This is a genomic window from Bradyrhizobium sp. HKCCYLRH3097, from assembly GCF_051167875.1.
GTDB lineage: Bacteria > Pseudomonadota > Alphaproteobacteria > Rhizobiales > Xanthobacteraceae > Bradyrhizobium.
Window position 1 is genome coordinate 205,839 of record NZ_JBNPTX010000002.1, and the last position, 15,055, is coordinate 220,893.

Consider the following 15,055-nt stretch of genomic DNA (forward strand, 5'->3'; position numbering starts at 1 on the left):
CAGCTGCACTGGTTCCTCTCGGCTTCCTGCTCGGCCGAGACGCGCTTTGCACTGCAACGCTCAGCACTGCGATGCAATCAGTTGCGGAACCTGCGACGAAATGTGCACGCCATTAGTTCTAGGATTCGCCTCACCGGCTTTCTCGACAGCCGCTCGCAATTCTGCTCTGATTGCATCCAAGCGAAATCCATGCGCGCATGACGCGACGCAACAACTAACAAATCGGATTCGCATCGACAGAATGCTTGGCTCACCAGGGAGGGAACGCCATGTCACGGAGGAAGCTGAACCGCCGACAATTCGTTGCTGCGACCGCTGCCACCTCGGCGGTCATGATTGCCGCGCCCTATGTGCGTGGCGCCCACGCCGCCGGCAAGCTCTCGATCGGCTTCTGGGACCATTGGGTTCCGGGCGCCAACCAGGCTTCGACCGATCTCGTCAACGAGTGGGCCGCCAAGGAGAAGGTCGAGGTTCAGATCGACTACATCACCAGCCAGGGCAAGAAGATCGAGCTGACGATCGCCGCCGAGGGCGCCGCGAAGTCCGGCCACGATCTGATCGCCATGCCGACCTGGTGGCCGCATGCGCATGCGGAACTGCTGGAGCCGGTCAACGACATCATGGAGCCGATCATCCAGGAGAACGGCGAGGTCAACGGCACCGTCAAATATCTCGGACAATCCGGCGGCAAATGGCTCGCCGTGCCGGCCTGCGTCGGCAGTCAGATCAAGGGTCCCTGCTCCCGCATCGATCTGATGAAGAAGCATGCGGGCATCGACGTGCAGGAGATGTATCCGGCCGGATCTCCACCGAAGGCCGACAATTGGACCACGGAGACCTTCCTGAAAGCGGCGGAGGCCTGCCATAAGGCTGGCGTGCCGTTCGGCATCGGGCTTGGCGAAACCACCGACAGCGTGGACTCCGCCGGCGCGTTCTTCCAGGCGTTCGGCGCGGATCTCGTCAACGCCAAGGGCGATGTCACGGTGAAGACGGATGCCGTGCGCCAGGCGCTCGAGTTCTACAAGCGGCTGATCGCGGCGCTGCCGCCGGATGTCGCCTCGTGGGACGACGCATCGAACAACAAATGGCTGGTCTCGGGCAGGGGCGCGATGATCATGAATCCGCCGAGCGCCTGGGCGGTGGCCAAGCGCGACGCGCCGCAGATCGCCGAGCAGTGCTGGACCCACGGCTTCCCGGCCGGCCCCAAGGGCCGCTTCGCGCCGTTCCTGCCCTACTTCTGGAGCATCTGGTCGTTCTCCAAGAACAAGGAGGCGGCCAAGAGCCTGATCGTGCACCTGTCGAAGCCGTCATCGATCGAGAAGATGGTGGTGGCGAGCGGCGGCTACGATCTGCCGGCCTATCAGAAGCTGACGACGCTCAAGGTGTGGCAGGAGGAGGGACCGCCGAAGGGGACCCTCTATCACTATCCCAACCCCTATAATCACCAGACGCTGTCGATCGCAGCCTCCCCTGCTCCGCCCAAGATCGCGCAGCAGATCTATGCGCAGGCGACGATGACCAAGATGTGCCTGCGCTACGCTCAGGGCGAGAAGATGGAATCGACCCTCGCCTGGGCTGAAGGCGAGTGCGAGGGCTTCATGCGCAGCTGAGGCATGCTCGAAGCAACGCCGGCGGTCCGCTTCAGCAGGCGGGCCGCCCCCTTTCACCTTGTCAGTGTTTCCCATCCAGTGAGGACCCCGCTGTCGCAGGGGACATCACGAGGAGCCTTTTCTCATGGTTGATGCCGCCATCGGTGAAAACGCCGTCGCCCGCCCTCGCGCGGCCCGCCGCAATGGTCTGCACAGGGCGTTGAAGCGGAAATCGACCGCCGCTTTCCTGATGACGCTGCCGCTGATCCTGCTGATCGTGCTCCTGGTCGTCTATCCCGCCCTGTATTCGGTGCATCTGGCGACCCTGAACAAGTCGATGCAGCGCTTCGTCGGCTTCGGCAATTTCGAGTTTCTGTTCAAGCGCGACACGTTCTGGCTGGTCGTCAAGCAATCCTGCATCTTCGCCATCACGGCCGTCGTGTTCAAGGCGCTGATCGGCTTCATCGTCGCTCATTTCGTCCACAACATCCCCGCCAAGGGGCAGCGCAAATGGCGCGGCATGCTGCTGGTACCCTGGGTGATCCCGCCGGCGATGAGCACGCTGGCCTGGCTGTGGCTGTTCGACCCGTCCTACAGCGCTTTCAACTACACGCTCGCCTTCTTCGGCATCGGCCCGATCCCGTGGACCGGGGATGCCGCCTGGGCGCGGTTCTCGGTGATCCTGGTCAACATCTGGTACGGCGCGCCGTTCTTCATGATCATGTACCTGGCCTCGCTGAAATCTGTCCCGGATCAGCTCTATGAGGCCGCGGCGATCGACGGCGCCAATTGGTGGCAGCGGATCTGGTACGTGACCCTGCCGATGATGCGCAACATCATCGCGATCACGACGCTGTTCTCTCTGATCGTGACGTTCGCCAATTTCGACATCGTGCGCATCCTCACCGCCGGCGGCCCGCTCGACAAGACGCACATCTTCGCGACCTGGGCGTTCCGCGTCGGCATCGAGGGCAGCGACATTCCGCTCGGCGCCAGCGTCTCGCTGTTCATGGTGCCGATCCTGGCGGTCGCCGCCATCTTCATCCTGCGCGACGTCAACAAGCGGGGGAACGAGTCCTGATGAGCACCGTCACGATCGACAAGGCCGGCCCGACCCGTACCGTCAAATATGGCTCGATGAGCCGCGACCGCGCCTGGGCGCTGCGCTGGTCGTATTTCTTCCTGACGCTGTTCGCGATCTTCTCGCTGGTGCCGCCGCTCTACATGCTGATCACCTCGCTGAAGGGCAGCGCGGAGATCTCCGCGGCGACCAATCCGTGGTGGGTGTTCCATCCGACGCTGGAGAACTATGTCGAGCTGCTCACCTCGAACCAGTTTCAGCGTTTCTTCTTCAACTCGGCCATGGTCTCGATCGTCGTGGTGATCATCACCATGCTGATCAGCATCCCCGCCGCATTCGCGCTGTCGCGGATGAAGTTCTGGGGCTCGGCGACGCTGGCGACCGGCGTATTCCTGACCTATCTGATCCCGGACAGCCTGCTGTTCATTCCGCTGTTCAAGATGTTCGCGCTGATCGGCGACGTCACCGGCATCCAGTTGATCAATCGCTGGTACGTGCTGCTGTTCATCTATCCGACCCTGACGGTGCCGTTCTGCACCTGGATCATGATCGGCTATTTCGCCTCGATCCCGAAGGAGCTCGACGAGGCCGCGATCATCGACGGCGCCTCCTGGCTGCAGACGCTGACGCGGATCTTCATTCCCGTCGCCCTGCCCGGTCTGATCGCCGCGACGATCTTCGCCTTCACCGTCTCCTGGGCGCAGTTCCTGTATCCGCTGGTGTTCACGACCTCGACCGACCAACTGGTGCTGCCGGTCGGCATCGTCACGAGCCTGATCAAGGGCGACGTCTTCAACTGGGGACAGATCATGACCGGCGCGCTGCTGGGCGCGGCGCCGCCGCTGATCATCTACGCGTTCCTGATGGACTATTACATTGCCGGGCTCACCGCCGGCGCGACCAAAGGCTGATGACGGGGGTTGATCACAGATGGCTGAAGTGAGCTTGCGCAAGGTCGTGAAGCGTTACGACGACGTCGAGGCGGTCAGGGGCATCGATCTCGATATCGCCGACCACGAGTTCGTCGTGCTGGTCGGCCCGTCCGGCTGCGGCAAGTCGACGACATTGCGGATGATCGCAGGGCTCGAGGACATCTCCGACGGCGACATCACCATCGGCGGCGACGTCGTCAACGACGTGCCGCCGAAGGATCGCGACATCGCCATGGTGTTCCAGAACTACGCCCTCTACCCGCACATGACGGTGGCCGAGAACATGTCGTTCGGGCTGCGGCTGAAGCACTACCCGAAGGCCGAGATCAAGAGCCGCGTGGCGGAGGCCGCGCGCATGCTGGACATCGCCGACCTCGTCGACCGCAAGCCCAAGCAGCTCTCCGGCGGCCAGCGCCAGCGCGTCGCGATGGGCCGTGCGATCGTGCGCAATCCCAAGGTGTTCCTGTTCGACGAGCCGCTGTCCAACCTCGACGCCAAGTTGCGCGTGCAGATGCGCATCGAGATCAAGAAGGTGCACCAGAAGGTCCGCACCACGACGGTCTACGTCACCCACGACCAGGTCGAGGCGATGACCCTGGCCGATCGTGTCGTGGTCATGAACAAGGGCCGCATCGAGCAGATCGGCACGCCGAACGAGCTGTACCACAATCCGGCGACACGCTTCGTCGCCGGCTTCATCGGCTCGCCCGCAATGAACTTCGTGCCGTGCCGGCTCGAGGAGGCCAATGGCCGGCTCCACATCCGCCTCACCGACCGGATCGCCTTTCCGCTGCCGCCGGCGCGCGCCGCGCGCTATCAATCCGTGTCGCGGAACGAGCCGCTGCTGCTCGGCATCCGGCCCGAGCACATCGCCGAGACCAAGCCGCATGCGGAGCCTGGGATTGAGCCGTTCGAGGCGCTGCTCGACGTCACCGAGCCGATGGGCATGGAGACGCTTGTCTACTTCACCCTCAACGAGACGCCGGTCTGCGGGCGGGTCAACCCCAACGCCGGCGCGCGGGATGGCAGCCCTCTGCGCATGGCAATGGACCTCAACAACATGCACCTGCTAAATGAGGCTTCAGGCCTCGTCATCTGACGAGCATAAGAAGCTTCAAGGGCAGGACATGACCACCAGGACGGCAACCAACAAGAACAAGATCCTCGTCACGGAATCCTTCTCGGCCAAGGGCCGCGCGCTGCTGGCGGCGCGCGATGATGTCGAGATGATCGAGTTCCCCAACATGATCTCGGCGGTGGATTTTTCCGACCTGCTGAAGTCCCACGCGCCGGTGCACGGCGTCGCGCTCGGCGCCACGCGCTTCGGAGAGCCGGAGCTGATCGCGGCCGGCGACATGAAAGTCGTCACCCGAATCGGCGTCGGCTTCGACGCGGTCGATGTGCCCGCGCTCTCCAGGCACAAGGTGCCGCTGATGGTCGCGGGCACGGCGAACTCGCCCTCGGTTGCCGAGCAGGCGCTGTTCATGATGCTGACGCTGGCCAAGCGCGCCAACGAGATGCATGCGATGGTCAAGGACGGCACCTGGGGCGCGCGGCTCGGCGTGCTGCCGTTCGATCTCTACGGCAAGACCGTGCTGATCATCGGCTTCGGCCGCATCGGCACCCGCACCGCCAAGCGCTGCCTCGCGATGGAGATGCAGGTCCTGGTCTACGATCCCTACAAGCCCGCAGCCGACATCACCGCCGCGGGCTGCGAGCCCGTTGCCGATCTCGACACTGCGCTCCCGCGCGCCGACTTCGTCAGCATCCACTGCCCGAAGACCCCGGAGACCATCGGCCTGTTCAACGCCGCGCGTCTCAAGCTGATGAAGCCGACGGCGTATCTGATCAACACCGCGCGCGGCGGCCTGATCGACGAGGCCGCGCTCTATGACGCGCTGTCCTCGGGCCGGCTCGCCGGCGCTGGCCTCGACGTGTTCGAGCAGGAGCCGCCGCCGGTCGGCCACGCGCTGCATGCGCTGCCCAACGTGATCATGGCTCCGCACGTCGCTGGCGTGACGCGAGAGGCGGTCGACCGCATGAGCGAGCAGACGGCGCGCAACATTCTCAGCGTGCTCGATGGCGATCCGATTCGGCAGAACGTGATCAATCAGGACGTCTTGTAGTCGTCCGGCCGGTGCAATGGTCCTGTCCCGTCGGCGACGAGGCAGGACCCGCCCTCATCACGCGGATGTCAGGACCTTTCTCCACCGCTTTGGCGCCCAACTTTCAACGCATTCTTGCAACTTGGCCAAATCCAGCTACAACTGTGACTATCGGCGCCGGATTTTACGCGCGCCGGTAGGAACAGAGGCGGCCATGAGTGTTGCGACCGAGCACGCGCTCGCAACGATAGCGAGCATTCTCGATCAGCCTGAAGCGACGAGGTCGGCAGACAAGGCGGCGCCGTCGTCGAAGAAGGCTGCCGCGACTGTCGTCTCTCTCGATCAGGCCGACGGCTACACCAAGCTCGGACCTGGGCCGATTTCCGCGATCCGCTTCCGCTGGACGGCACGGCGGGGCGAGGACGGCTACTATGTCGACGAGACCGTCGGGCCGACCTCGATCGCCGTGAGCAGCGGACCGATGACCGCCGAAGCTGCCGTCAAGACGGTCGACACCCGCGCGCGAGAGGCGATCGAGCGCTTCGAGGCGCTGAAGAACGAGATGACCGGCAAGGGCCCGGTTGCGCCCAGCGAGAGGTAGCGCTCCGGCCGCCCGGACCACTCCGTCTTCGTTGCGATGTCTCCAAATCCCATGGCCGGGTTCCATCCTGGCCATTCGTATTTTGTGGACCTTGAGGCCGCCTGCCGTCCCGCTCCGGAAGGGCCTACCTCCGCGCGCCCAGATAGTCCGGCTTCGCCAGCGGCACGCCGGCGTGACGCAGGATGTCGTAGGCCGTGGTGACGTGAAAGAAGAACTGCGGCAGGCTGAACGTGAGCAGCAATGAGCGGCCATCGTCGAAGCTGCGCGTCGCACCGTTGCGGAAGGTGAAGCTGACCTCCCGCTTCGCGCCCTCCTCGATCGCCGCAGGTGGCACGCTGCGCACATCGTCGATCGCGGTTGCAATCCGCGCCTTCAACCCGGCCATATCCGTGTCGCTGTCGGCAACGGTCGGCTGCGCGCGGCCGGCGAGCAGCGCACAAGCGATGGTGGCGTGGCGGTTGGCTTCGCAGACCTGCCGGATCAGGTTGTACATGTCAGGCGCCAGCCGGGCCTGCAGCAGGTCGGCGGGATCGATGCGGCGCGCCTCGGCAAAGGCAGCGGCCTTGTCGAGCACCCCCGAGAGGTTGTGAAGATAAGGCACGAACACCTCGACCGACGCCTGCACCAAGGAAATGCTCATCAACCAACCTTCCTGCTTGCCCCTCGTCGCGCGTGGCGACCTCCGCTATGAATAGCGCGGCCACATCATGCGAGGTGATTCAATATGGGATTTTTCAACCGGACCGTCGCCGCCGTGACCGCAGCCGTGCTGGCCTGCGGTCTCGCCACTGCCGCACTCGCCGACCAGCCCTCGCGCCTCGACGAGATCGTGCAGCGCGGCAGCTTACGGGTCGGCATGACCGGCGACTACAAGCCCTTCACCTATCTCGACAAGGCGACCGGAAAATTCTCCGGCTTCGACGTCGACATGGCCGAGGCGCTCGGCAAGGCGCTCGGCGTCAAGGTCGAGTTCGTGCCGACGAGCTGGCCGCAGCTCATGAAGGATTTCGAGGCCGACAAGTTCGATGTCGCGATGGGCGGCGTATCGATCACGCTCGACCGCCAGAAGAAGGGCTTGTTCTCGACGCCGATCATGCGCGAGGGCAAGACCCCGATCGCGCGCTGCACCGACACCTCGAAGTACCAGACGCTGTCCGACATCGACAAGCCCGGCACCCGGGTCGTGGTCAATCCGGGCGGCACCAACGAGCGCTTCGCCCGCGCCAACATCAAGTCAGCCGACATCCGCGTCCACCCCGACAACGTCACCATCTTCGACGAGATCGCCAAGGGCGACGCCGACCTGATGATGACCGACGCCTCCGAGACGCGCTATCAGCAGAAGCTGCATCCCGGCGTGCTCTGCGCCGTGCACCCGGAGAAGCCGTTCGATTTCTCCGAGAAAGCCTACTGGCTGCAGCGCGACGTGGCGCTCAAAGCGTTCGTGGACCAGTGGCTGCATATCTCGACCGAGAACGGCAGCTACCAGGCGATCTACAAGAATTGGTTCGAGTAACATGTCCGCGGTCTTCCGTCGGGCAATGATGACCGGATGATCTTCTGGCCCGCCAGCAAAGGACGACATGCGATGAAGTGTCTTCGGATCTACGCAACGCCCGACGGCGAGTCCCGCTTCGGTGAAGTGGATATCCCGACGGCGGCGGCTGTGACCGTCGCCCCCGGCGCCAAGCCGTTTCAAGTTTCCAAGCGCTATATCGCCTCAAGCGTCGAGTTTACGCAGATCCCCGCCGGTATGCGCCAGGTTGACTGGCACACCGTTCCGGGGCGGGTGTTGACCGTCAGACTGAGCGGGGCGGTCGAATACGAGACGAGCGACGGCGAGGTGCGGCGCGTCTCCGCAGGCGAGTTTGTGCTGGTGGAGGACACGCACGGAAAGGGTCATCTGTCGCGTCACTCCGCGGACGCGCAAACCGTCCTGTGGATCAGGCTGCCTGACGGCCTCGATTTGCCGAGTGCATAGTCCCTGGAAGTCGCTGCCGTCTGCCGGCACCTGAGGAGAACCCGCAAGGAAGAGCTGCGCCGAAACAAAATGTTCTTTCGCAATTTCAGTAGGAAGACCCCTGTCCAGTCCCCGGGCGAAAAATATTCGACTTTCGTTTTTCAGAAAAATATGGTTCACTGCCGCCATCCCGCCTCATCGAAGAGGGGCGTCGCGCGCAATCGTCACGACACGCGAGGTGGGGAGGCGATGGCCGCGAGATGCCGAAAGCGTGCTTGCACGCGGACGAACGGCAGCTTGCGGACGTGAAGTCGCAGGGTCCTGACACCCCGACGCTGGTGTCACGTTCGCGGCGGCGCTAACGCGCCGCGCGGACCATGGTGGCCAACAAGCCCGGCGCACCAGGGAGACTGCGTATAAGCGTTAAGACCGTCGCGCAGGGAATGCCGGTTGATCGGCAGCACCTGTGGTACCTGCCGCCTGCATTTTTTTCGCAGGCGGGCCATGGGTGAGGCCCTCACCCGGCATTCCCTGCGCCCTCTTCTGATTGAGAGGGTTCGACTGATGGATCACTCGGACGCCATGCGTCGCGAGAACGCCAGCTCATGTGTAGCGATGTCATGCAAGCGAAAGTCTGTCAGCACACTCGCTGTCATTCCGGGCGCGCGCAGCGGAGCCCGGAATCCATACTCCGAAGCGGACTTTGTTGGAACGAGATGGAGCAGCCGGCGTGCCCAACACGTCCACGTGTGGTTATGGATTCCGGGCTCGCGCTGCGCGCGCCCCGGAATGACGGCGTCATGTGTGGATGGCTCGCGACGACACCACGGCCGGTGCTTATGAGTCCCGGCTCGGAGGCCGGGACGACAGCGGAGTGTGGCGTGGGAGCCCGGCTCACCGCGACGCTGCGAGGGACGATGAAGCCGCCCTCACCCGTTGCGATACGTGTAGCTGTAGCCGTTGATCGCCGGGGCGCCGCCGAGATGCGCATAGAGCACCTTCGACCCTTCCGGGAAGTAGCCCTTCTTGACCAGGTCGATCATGCCCTGCATCGACTTGCCCTCATAGACCGGGTCGGTGATCATCGCCTCGGTGCGGGCGGCCAGGCGAATGGCCTCGTTGGTCTCGGCGCTCGGCACGCCATAGGCCGGATAGGCGTAGTCGTTGAGGATCACGATCTCGTCGTCGCGGACCTTGCGGCCGAGCTCGACGAGCTCAGCGGTGTTGTCGACGATCTGCCGCACCTGGCTGCGGGTCTGCTGCGGCGTGCCGGAGGCGTCAATGCCGATGACGCGGTCGGCGCGGCCGTCGGCAGCGAAGCCGACGATCATGCCGGCCTGGGTCGAGCCGGTGACGACGCAGACGATGATGTAATCGAACTTGATGCCCATCTCGGCTTCCTGCGCCCTCACCTCCTCGGCGAAGCCGACATAGCCGAGACCGCCGAACTTGTGCACGGAGGCGCCGGCCGGAATGCCGTAGGGCTTGCCGCCGGCATCCTTGACCGACTGGATCGCATCTTCCCAGCTCTTGCGGATGCCGATGTCGAAACCGTCCTCGACGATGCGGCTGTCGGCGCCCATCAGGCGCGTCATCAGGATGTTGCCGACGCGATCATAGACGGCGTCCTCGTGCGGCACCCAGCTCTCCTGCACGACGACGCACTTCATGCCGATCTTGGCCGCGGTCGCCGCCACCATGCGGGTATGGTTCGACTGCACGCCGCCGATCGAGACCAGGGTGTCGGCATTCGATTCGATCGCATCGGGCACGATGTATTCGAGCTTGCGCAGCTTGTTGCCGCCCATCGCGAGACCGGAATTGCAGTCGTCGCGCTTGGCATAGATCTGCACCTTGCCGCCGAGCGCCGCGGTCAGCCGCGGCAGATGCTCGATCGGGGTGGCACCGAAGGTGAGCGGATACTTCTTGAACTTGTCGAGCCGAAGCACGGGTCTCTCCGTGGGTGGATGAAAGGGCCGGCCGAAACATACGAAAAAGGCGGAGAAAGGTGCTCTCTTTATTGGCCTGCATTTTCGTGCTTACGTCCGCAAGAATTGACCCAGGCAAGAGATATGTTCGCATATGACGGAAAAAATGAGAGAATCTTCCACCACTGACCTCGACCGGGTCGATCGGCGCATCCTGCAACTGCTGCAGAAGGACGGCCGGATGAGCAATGCCGAGCTTGCCGCCACCGTTCATGTCAGTCCGGCCACCTGCCATCGCCGCACCCAGCGCCTGTTCGAGGAGGGCTACATCAAGGGCGTGCGCGCCCAGATCGCGCCGGAGAAGGTCGAGCGCAGCGCGCTGGTGCTGGTCGGCGTCGTGCTTGATCGCTCGACGCCGGAGAGCTTTCGCACCTTCGAGGCGGCGATCCGCAAACTGAAATTCGTGCTCGATTGCCATCTCGTCGCCGGCGATTTCGACTTCTTCCTGAAGATCCGCGTTCGCGACATGCACGACTTCAACCGGATGCATGGCGACCAGCTGATCTCGCTGCCGGGCGTGCGGCAGACGCGCACGTTCTTTGTGATGAAGGAGGTGGTCGACAATGCGCCGCTCGATTTCTGAGCAGGCCGGGCATTGAACCGGTGGCGCCGCATCGGCGACTTACCAGCGCGTGAGCTCGCTCACATCAGCAACCGACATCGCGGAGACACGGATGAAAAGGCTGTTGGCCGTCGCGGCTTTGGTTCTGGCCAGCAGTGCCGCCGAGGCGCAATACGTCATCGAGTATGGCGGCAAGACGATCCGCATCGATCCCGACCGCGGCACCGTGCAGATCCCCGGCGTCTACGACAATACCGAGCAGAAGAAGACCAAGCGCACCAAGCGCGACCAGGACAATACGGCCAAGCCGCCTCCGGCGCCCACCGAGGCGGCGGTCACGCCGGCCCCGCCCGCGCAGGCTCCGGCTACGACCGCGCCCCCTGCTCCCGTCCCTGCGGCGCCCGCTCCGACGGCAGCCGCACCAGCGAGCCCGCCGGCGGCGCCTCCTCCCGTCCAGGCGGCCGCGCCACCGGCGCCGCTGCCGCCACCTCCGGCGGCCCCAGCCGCCAACGCCACCGCACCGGTTGCGCCGCCAGCCGCTGCAACGGCCGCCCCGGCTCCCGCCGCCGCGCCGCCGCCAGCCCAGACGCCTGCCGTGACCACGGCAGCCGCGCCGCCCGCCGCGGCGCAGACCGCCGGTCGCGATCCCAGCTCGCCGGTCGGCATCTGGTTGACCGAGGAGAAGGAGGGCCAGATTCGCATCGAGCCCTGCGGCACCAATCTCTGCGGCTACGCCGTGGATGCGAAGACCAAGCAGAACGGCGAGCAGATCCTGATCAACATGCGGCCGAGCGACAAAGCCCAGGAGAAGAAGTGGACCGGCCGCATCTTCGATCCGAACAGCGGCAGCACCTACGATTCGACCATCGCGCTGAAGGGGGCGGACAGTCTGCGCGTGCAGGGCTGCGCCTTCGGCGGCATGTTCTGCGGCGGCCAGACCTGGACGCGGGTGAACTGAGCCCGGCGCGCGACGCGCCTCCAAACGCAAAGCGCGCGGCCCTGCGACCGCGCGCTCGCACCGTTCTCAGTGATGTATCAGCCGACCGGGGTGGCGTATTCCTCGTCGGTGACGTGCTCCATCCAGGTCACGTGCTCGCCATTGAGCGATTCATGCATCGCGACGTGGACCATGCCGGTGGTCGGCGCGGCGCCATGCCAATGCTTCTCGCCCGGCGGGATCCAGACGACGTCGCCGGCCTTGATTTCGCGCACCGGCCCGCCCTTGGCCTGCACCCGGCCGACGCCCTGGATGACATAGAGCGTCTGGCCGAGCGGATGGGTGTGCCAGGCCGTGCGCGCGCCCGGCTCGAACGCGACGCGCGCCGAGGCGACGCGGGCTGGAGCCTGCGGCGTGATGATCGGGTCCTGCCAGACCGTGCCCGTAAAGCTTTCCGCGGCTGCGCGACGCGTGGGACGCGAGCCCGCGAGATAAACGTCGACCATTGTTCTGCCTTTCCTGAAGCTGTGTCGTTGATCAATCGGCGTCGTGAACTACTTCTTCGACGCGGCGTAGCGCGCCTTGGTCTCGGCGTTCATCGGATAGAGACCCGGCAGCACCGCGCCCTTGTTCACCTCGTCGACGATCCAGGCTTCCATGCGCTCCTGCTCGGGACCTTCCGCGAGCACGTGATCGAGCATCGCCTGCGGGATCAGCACGGCGCCATCCTGGTCGGCGACGATGACGTCGTTCGGAAACACGGCAACACCGCCGCAACCGATCGCCTCGCCCCAGCCGACGAAGGTGAGCCCTGCGACCGACGGCGGCGCGGCGTACCCATCGCACCACACGGGAAGGCCGGTGCCGAGCACGCCTTCGAGGTCGCGCACGACTCCATCGGTGATCAGCGCGGTGACGCCGCGCTTGACCATGCGGGCGCACAGAATGTCGCCGAAGATGCCGGCGTCCTTGACGCCCATCGCATCGACCACGGCGATGCAGCCTTCGGGCATGGCCTCGATCGCGGTGCGGGTCGAGATCGGTGACGACCAGGATTCCGGGGTCGCCAGATCCTCGCGCGCAGGCACGAAGCGCAGCGTGAAGGCGGGACCGACCAGCCGCTTCTGTCCCGGGCGCAGCGGCTTGGCGCCGCGCAGCCAGACATTGCGCAACCCCTTCTTCAGCAGGACCGTGGTGATGGTCGCGGTGGTGACTTGAGACAGGGTGGCGATGGCTTCGGGAGTGAGGGACATCTTGAGACTGGCGCTCCAAACGGGCTGGCTGAAAAAGCAGGCGCATCTTGCGAGCGACGAAGGCGGCGTCAAGGGCATGCGCGGTGCGTCCGGCGCATGCGGGGCTTGCGTGCACCCGATAAGGCCTTCTTATCGCAAGACATCCGATTAATTTATTGAATTTTCGAGACTTTTTGCCTTGGACCCAATTCCACTGGCGCATGAAAACAGCTAGATGAGGAACACCAACGCGGATCACTTCGGACTCATGGCCGATCCTTTTCCACCTCCTCGCCTGCTGCCCAGCGGCGACAGCGCCGTCACCGTCGAGTTCAGCCGGACGATCGACGAGACCGCCAACCGCCGCGTCCTGGCGCTCGACCATGCGGTGGCAGCGGCCGGGATCGAGGGCATCACGGAGACGGTGCCGACCTATCGCTCGCTGCTCGTGCACTATGATGCAGGTGTGATCGACCACGACACCCTTGGAGCAAAGCTGTTGGCGCTGTCGGCCGGGTCGTTCGCGCCGGAAAGTGAGGTCAGGCGCTGGCGGGTTCCAGTCTGCTATGGCGGAGAGAATGGCATCGACCTCGAGGATGTCGCCAAGGCGTTGAGCCTCACGCCGGACGAAGTCGTCGCACGCCATATCGCCAGCACTTATCGCGTCGCAATGATCGGCTTCACGCCGGGCTGGTCCTATTTGTCCGGTCTCGATCCCACGCTGCAGATGTCGCGCCGCCAGAATCCGCGGCTCTGGACACCGGCCGGCATCATCGCCATCGGCGGCATCCAGACCGGCATCCAATGCCTTGCCGGCCCGTGCGGCTGGCACCTGCTTGGCCGCACCGCGATGCGGACATTTCAACTGCATCGCGAGCCGACCTTTCTGCTCGAGCCCGGCGACGAGGTCAGCTTCTATGCCGTTGACGTCAAGACCTTCGCCGAGCAGGAGCGCGCCGCCGAGAGCGGCGAGCTCATCGCCGAGCGGATCACCGCATGAGCACGCTCGTCGTCTCACAGATCGGCCCGGCAAGCTCGGTCCAGGATGGCGGGCGTTTCGGCGCGCAGCGCTACGGGCTGACGCCGTCCGGCGCGATGGACAAGCTGGCGCTGGCGGCAGCCAACAGCCTCGTCGGCAATGCGCTGATGGCGGCTGCGATCGAGATCGGCCCGTTCGGCGCGACGTTCGCGGCGAAGGGCGGCGCGGTGCGCGTGGCGCTCGCCGGCGCGCAACGGCCGGCGGATGTCGCCAAGCGGCAGGTCGAGATCAACACGTCGGTGACGCTGAACGACGGAGAGCAGCTCACGCTCGGCTTTGCGCGCGGCGGCTCGTTCACCTATCTCGCCATCGCAGGTGGCATCGCCGGCGAACCGATGTTCAACAGTCTCTCGGTGAATGCGCGCGCCGGGCTCGGCAGCCCCTACCCCCGCCCGCTTCAGGCCGGCGACGTGTTCGAGGTCGCGCCCGCCGGCGATGCGCCGGAACTGCGGATCGATCTGCCGAAAGCCGGCGGCGCGATTCGCGTCGTCATGGGACCGCAGGACGACGAGTTCAGCGACGAGATGAAAGCGCTATTCCTCGGCAGCGACTGGATGGTCTCGGCGACCAGCGACCGCATGGGCTATCGCCTCGAGGGGCCGCAGATGCGCCACCTGCACGGTCACAACATCGTCTCGGACGGCACCGTGGACGGCAGCATCCAGGTTCCCGGCAACGGTTCGCCGATCGTGCTGATGTCGGACCGCGGCACCAGCGGCGGCTATCCGAAGATCGCGACCGTCATCACGGCCGATTTCGGCCGCCTAGCGCAGACGCCGGCCGGCACGCCGTTCCGCTTCAAGGCCGTGAGCATGGCCGAGGCGCAGGCCGAACTGCGTCGTTACAAGGATCTGCTGCGCAGCTTGCCCGGGCGCGTCACCGAGCTTACGAGCAGCGACTTCAACGTCGATGCGCTGTTCACGGCCAATGTGGCCGGTCATGCCGTCAGCGCAACCGACGCCACCACCTGGCCCGGAGTCACTCCCGATTAGTTTGATCTCATCTCACGTTGCTTCGGACCCATCAACG

16 protein-coding genes are annotated in these 15,055 nt (G+C 64.9%); 12 read left to right on the plus strand and 4 right to left on the minus strand.

Features of this window, described 5'->3' with window-relative positions:
* Window positions 1-269: 269 nt before the first annotated feature.
* From ACQR0U_RS06530 to ACQR0U_RS06555, 6 genes are all read left to right on the plus strand, one after another.
* Window positions 270-1,610, plus strand: a complete 1,341-nt coding sequence (locus ACQR0U_RS06530) for an ABC transporter substrate-binding protein (protein ID WP_315711956.1) — start codon at window positions 270-272, stop codon at window positions 1,608-1,610.
* Between the two features lie 124 nt (window positions 1,611-1,734).
* Window positions 1,735-2,670 carry a carbohydrate ABC transporter permease gene (locus ACQR0U_RS06535; RefSeq protein WP_315711958.1) on the plus strand — a complete coding sequence of 312 codons (936 nt, stop codon included), beginning with the start codon at window positions 1,735-1,737 and terminating at the stop codon, window positions 2,668-2,670.
* Window positions 2,670-3,581 carry a carbohydrate ABC transporter permease gene (locus ACQR0U_RS06540; RefSeq protein WP_315711960.1) on the plus strand — a complete coding sequence of 304 codons (912 nt, stop codon included), beginning with the start codon at window positions 2,670-2,672 and terminating at the stop codon, window positions 3,579-3,581. The genes ACQR0U_RS06535 and ACQR0U_RS06540 overlap by 1 nt, the downstream gene beginning before the upstream one ends.
* A gap of 19 nt (window positions 3,582-3,600) precedes the next feature.
* Complete coding sequence (locus tag ACQR0U_RS06545; RefSeq protein WP_315711961.1) at window positions 3,601-4,701, plus strand: ABC transporter ATP-binding protein; 1,101 nt, start codon at window positions 3,601-3,603, stop codon at window positions 4,699-4,701.
* A gap of 28 nt (window positions 4,702-4,729) precedes the next feature.
* A complete protein-coding gene (locus tag ACQR0U_RS06550) occupies window positions 4,730-5,728 on the plus strand; it encodes a hydroxyacid dehydrogenase (RefSeq protein WP_315751577.1) in 999 nt (332 codons plus the stop codon).
* A 193-nt stretch (window positions 5,729-5,921) separates the two neighbouring features.
* Window positions 5,922-6,308 (plus strand): hypothetical protein, encoded by a 387-nt coding sequence (locus tag ACQR0U_RS06555; RefSeq protein ID WP_315711965.1) that lies wholly within the window; start codon window positions 5,922-5,924, stop codon window positions 6,306-6,308.
* Between the two features lie 124 nt (window positions 6,309-6,432).
* On the opposite strand, the gene ACQR0U_RS06560 is transcribed toward ACQR0U_RS06555, so the two are convergent.
* Window positions 6,433-6,948, minus strand: coding sequence for a DUF1993 domain-containing protein (locus ACQR0U_RS06560; RefSeq protein ID WP_315751578.1), 516 nt, complete (start codon window positions 6,946-6,948; stop codon window positions 6,433-6,435).
* Between the two features lie 84 nt (window positions 6,949-7,032).
* On the opposite strand from ACQR0U_RS06560, the gene ACQR0U_RS06565 reads away from it, so the two are divergent.
* Together ACQR0U_RS06565 and ACQR0U_RS06570 are read left to right on the plus strand one after the other, a co-directional pair.
* On the plus strand, window positions 7,033-7,824 hold the full coding sequence (locus tag ACQR0U_RS06565) for a transporter substrate-binding domain-containing protein (protein ID WP_315711968.1): 792 nt from the start codon (window positions 7,033-7,035) through the stop codon (window positions 7,822-7,824).
* A 72-nt stretch (window positions 7,825-7,896) separates the two neighbouring features.
* Entirely contained in the window at window positions 7,897-8,289 is a 393-nt protein-coding gene (locus ACQR0U_RS06570; RefSeq protein ID WP_315712623.1) for a hypothetical protein, read from the plus strand.
* A gap of 908 nt (window positions 8,290-9,197) precedes the next feature.
* Here the strand turns inward: ACQR0U_RS06570 and ACQR0U_RS06575 are convergent.
* Window positions 9,198-10,217 carry a 1-aminocyclopropane-1-carboxylate deaminase gene (locus ACQR0U_RS06575; RefSeq protein WP_315711969.1) on the minus strand — a complete coding sequence of 340 codons (1,020 nt, stop codon included), beginning with the start codon at window positions 10,215-10,217 and terminating at the stop codon, window positions 9,198-9,200.
* A 145-nt stretch (window positions 10,218-10,362) separates the two neighbouring features.
* Here ACQR0U_RS06575 and ACQR0U_RS06580 point away from each other — a divergent pair, with 145 nt between their 5' ends.
* On the plus strand, window positions 10,363-10,839 hold the full coding sequence (locus ACQR0U_RS06580) for an Lrp/AsnC family transcriptional regulator (RefSeq protein WP_316170521.1): 477 nt from the start codon (window positions 10,363-10,365) through the stop codon (window positions 10,837-10,839).
* A 91-nt stretch (window positions 10,840-10,930) separates the two neighbouring features.
* Entirely contained in the window at window positions 10,931-11,776 is an 846-nt protein-coding gene (locus ACQR0U_RS06585; RefSeq protein ID WP_434843029.1) for a DUF2147 domain-containing protein, read from the plus strand.
* 77 nt (window positions 11,777-11,853) lie between these two features.
* On the opposite strand, the gene ACQR0U_RS06590 is transcribed toward ACQR0U_RS06585, so the two are convergent.
* The gene (locus ACQR0U_RS06590) at window positions 11,854-12,261 is read right to left on the minus strand and encodes a (R)-mandelonitrile lyase (protein WP_008965351.1); all 408 of its coding nucleotides are present in this window, start codon (window positions 12,259-12,261) and stop codon (window positions 11,854-11,856) included.
* Window positions 12,262-12,309: 48 nt separating this feature from the next.
* A complete protein-coding gene (locus ACQR0U_RS06595; RefSeq protein WP_257164758.1) occupies window positions 12,310-13,008 on the minus strand; it encodes a ribonuclease activity regulator RraA in 699 nt (232 codons plus the stop codon).
* A gap of 247 nt (window positions 13,009-13,255) precedes the next feature.
* Between ACQR0U_RS06595 and pxpB the strand changes: the two genes are divergently transcribed.
* Both pxpB and ACQR0U_RS06605 read left to right on the plus strand, forming a co-directional pair.
* Window positions 13,256-13,987 (plus strand): 5-oxoprolinase subunit PxpB, encoded by a 732-nt coding sequence (gene pxpB / locus ACQR0U_RS06600; RefSeq protein ID WP_434843028.1) that lies wholly within the window; start codon window positions 13,256-13,258, stop codon window positions 13,985-13,987.
* Window positions 13,984-15,018 (plus strand): biotin-dependent carboxyltransferase family protein, encoded by a 1,035-nt coding sequence (locus ACQR0U_RS06605; RefSeq protein WP_434843027.1) that lies wholly within the window; start codon window positions 13,984-13,986, stop codon window positions 15,016-15,018. The genes pxpB and ACQR0U_RS06605 overlap by 4 nt, the downstream gene beginning before the upstream one ends.
* Window positions 15,019-15,055 lie beyond the last annotated feature (37 nt).

Excerpts from the sequence above, each read along its gene's own strand:
- ACQR0U_RS06530 (WP_315711956.1), top strand. The coding sequence starts at position 270 with ATGTCACGGAGGAAGCTGAACCGCCGACAATTCGTTGCTGCGACCGCT.
- ACQR0U_RS06535 (WP_315711958.1), top strand. The coding sequence starts at position 1,735 with ATGGTTGATGCCGCCATCGGTGAAAACGCCGTCGCCCGCCCTCGCGCG.
- ACQR0U_RS06540 (WP_315711960.1), top strand. The coding sequence starts at position 2,670 with ATGAGCACCGTCACGATCGACAAGGCCGGCCCGACCCGTACCGTCAAA.
- ACQR0U_RS06545 (WP_315711961.1), top strand. The coding sequence starts at position 3,601 with ATGGCTGAAGTGAGCTTGCGCAAGGTCGTGAAGCGTTACGACGACGTC.
- ACQR0U_RS06550 (WP_315751577.1), top strand. The coding sequence starts at position 4,730 with ATGACCACCAGGACGGCAACCAACAAGAACAAGATCCTCGTCACGGAA.
- ACQR0U_RS06555 (WP_315711965.1), top strand. The coding sequence starts at position 5,922 with ATGAGTGTTGCGACCGAGCACGCGCTCGCAACGATAGCGAGCATTCTC.
- ACQR0U_RS06560 (WP_315751578.1), bottom strand. The coding sequence starts at position 6,948 with ATGAGCATTTCCTTGGTGCAGGCGTCGGTCGAGGTGTTCGTGCCTTAT.
- ACQR0U_RS06565 (WP_315711968.1), top strand. The coding sequence starts at position 7,033 with ATGGGATTTTTCAACCGGACCGTCGCCGCCGTGACCGCAGCCGTGCTG.
- ACQR0U_RS06570 (WP_315712623.1), top strand. The coding sequence starts at position 7,897 with ATGAAGTGTCTTCGGATCTACGCAACGCCCGACGGCGAGTCCCGCTTC.
- ACQR0U_RS06580 (WP_316170521.1), top strand. The coding sequence starts at position 10,363 with ATGAGAGAATCTTCCACCACTGACCTCGACCGGGTCGATCGGCGCATC.
- ACQR0U_RS06585 (WP_434843029.1), top strand. The coding sequence starts at position 10,931 with ATGAAAAGGCTGTTGGCCGTCGCGGCTTTGGTTCTGGCCAGCAGTGCC.
- ACQR0U_RS06590 (WP_008965351.1), bottom strand. The coding sequence starts at position 12,261 with ATGGTCGACGTTTATCTCGCGGGCTCGCGTCCCACGCGTCGCGCAGCC.
- ACQR0U_RS06595 (WP_257164758.1), bottom strand. The coding sequence starts at position 13,008 with ATGTCCCTCACTCCCGAAGCCATCGCCACCCTGTCTCAAGTCACCACC.
- pxpB (WP_434843028.1), top strand. The coding sequence starts at position 13,256 with ATGGCCGATCCTTTTCCACCTCCTCGCCTGCTGCCCAGCGGCGACAGC.
- ACQR0U_RS06605 (WP_434843027.1), top strand. The coding sequence starts at position 13,984 with ATGAGCACGCTCGTCGTCTCACAGATCGGCCCGGCAAGCTCGGTCCAG.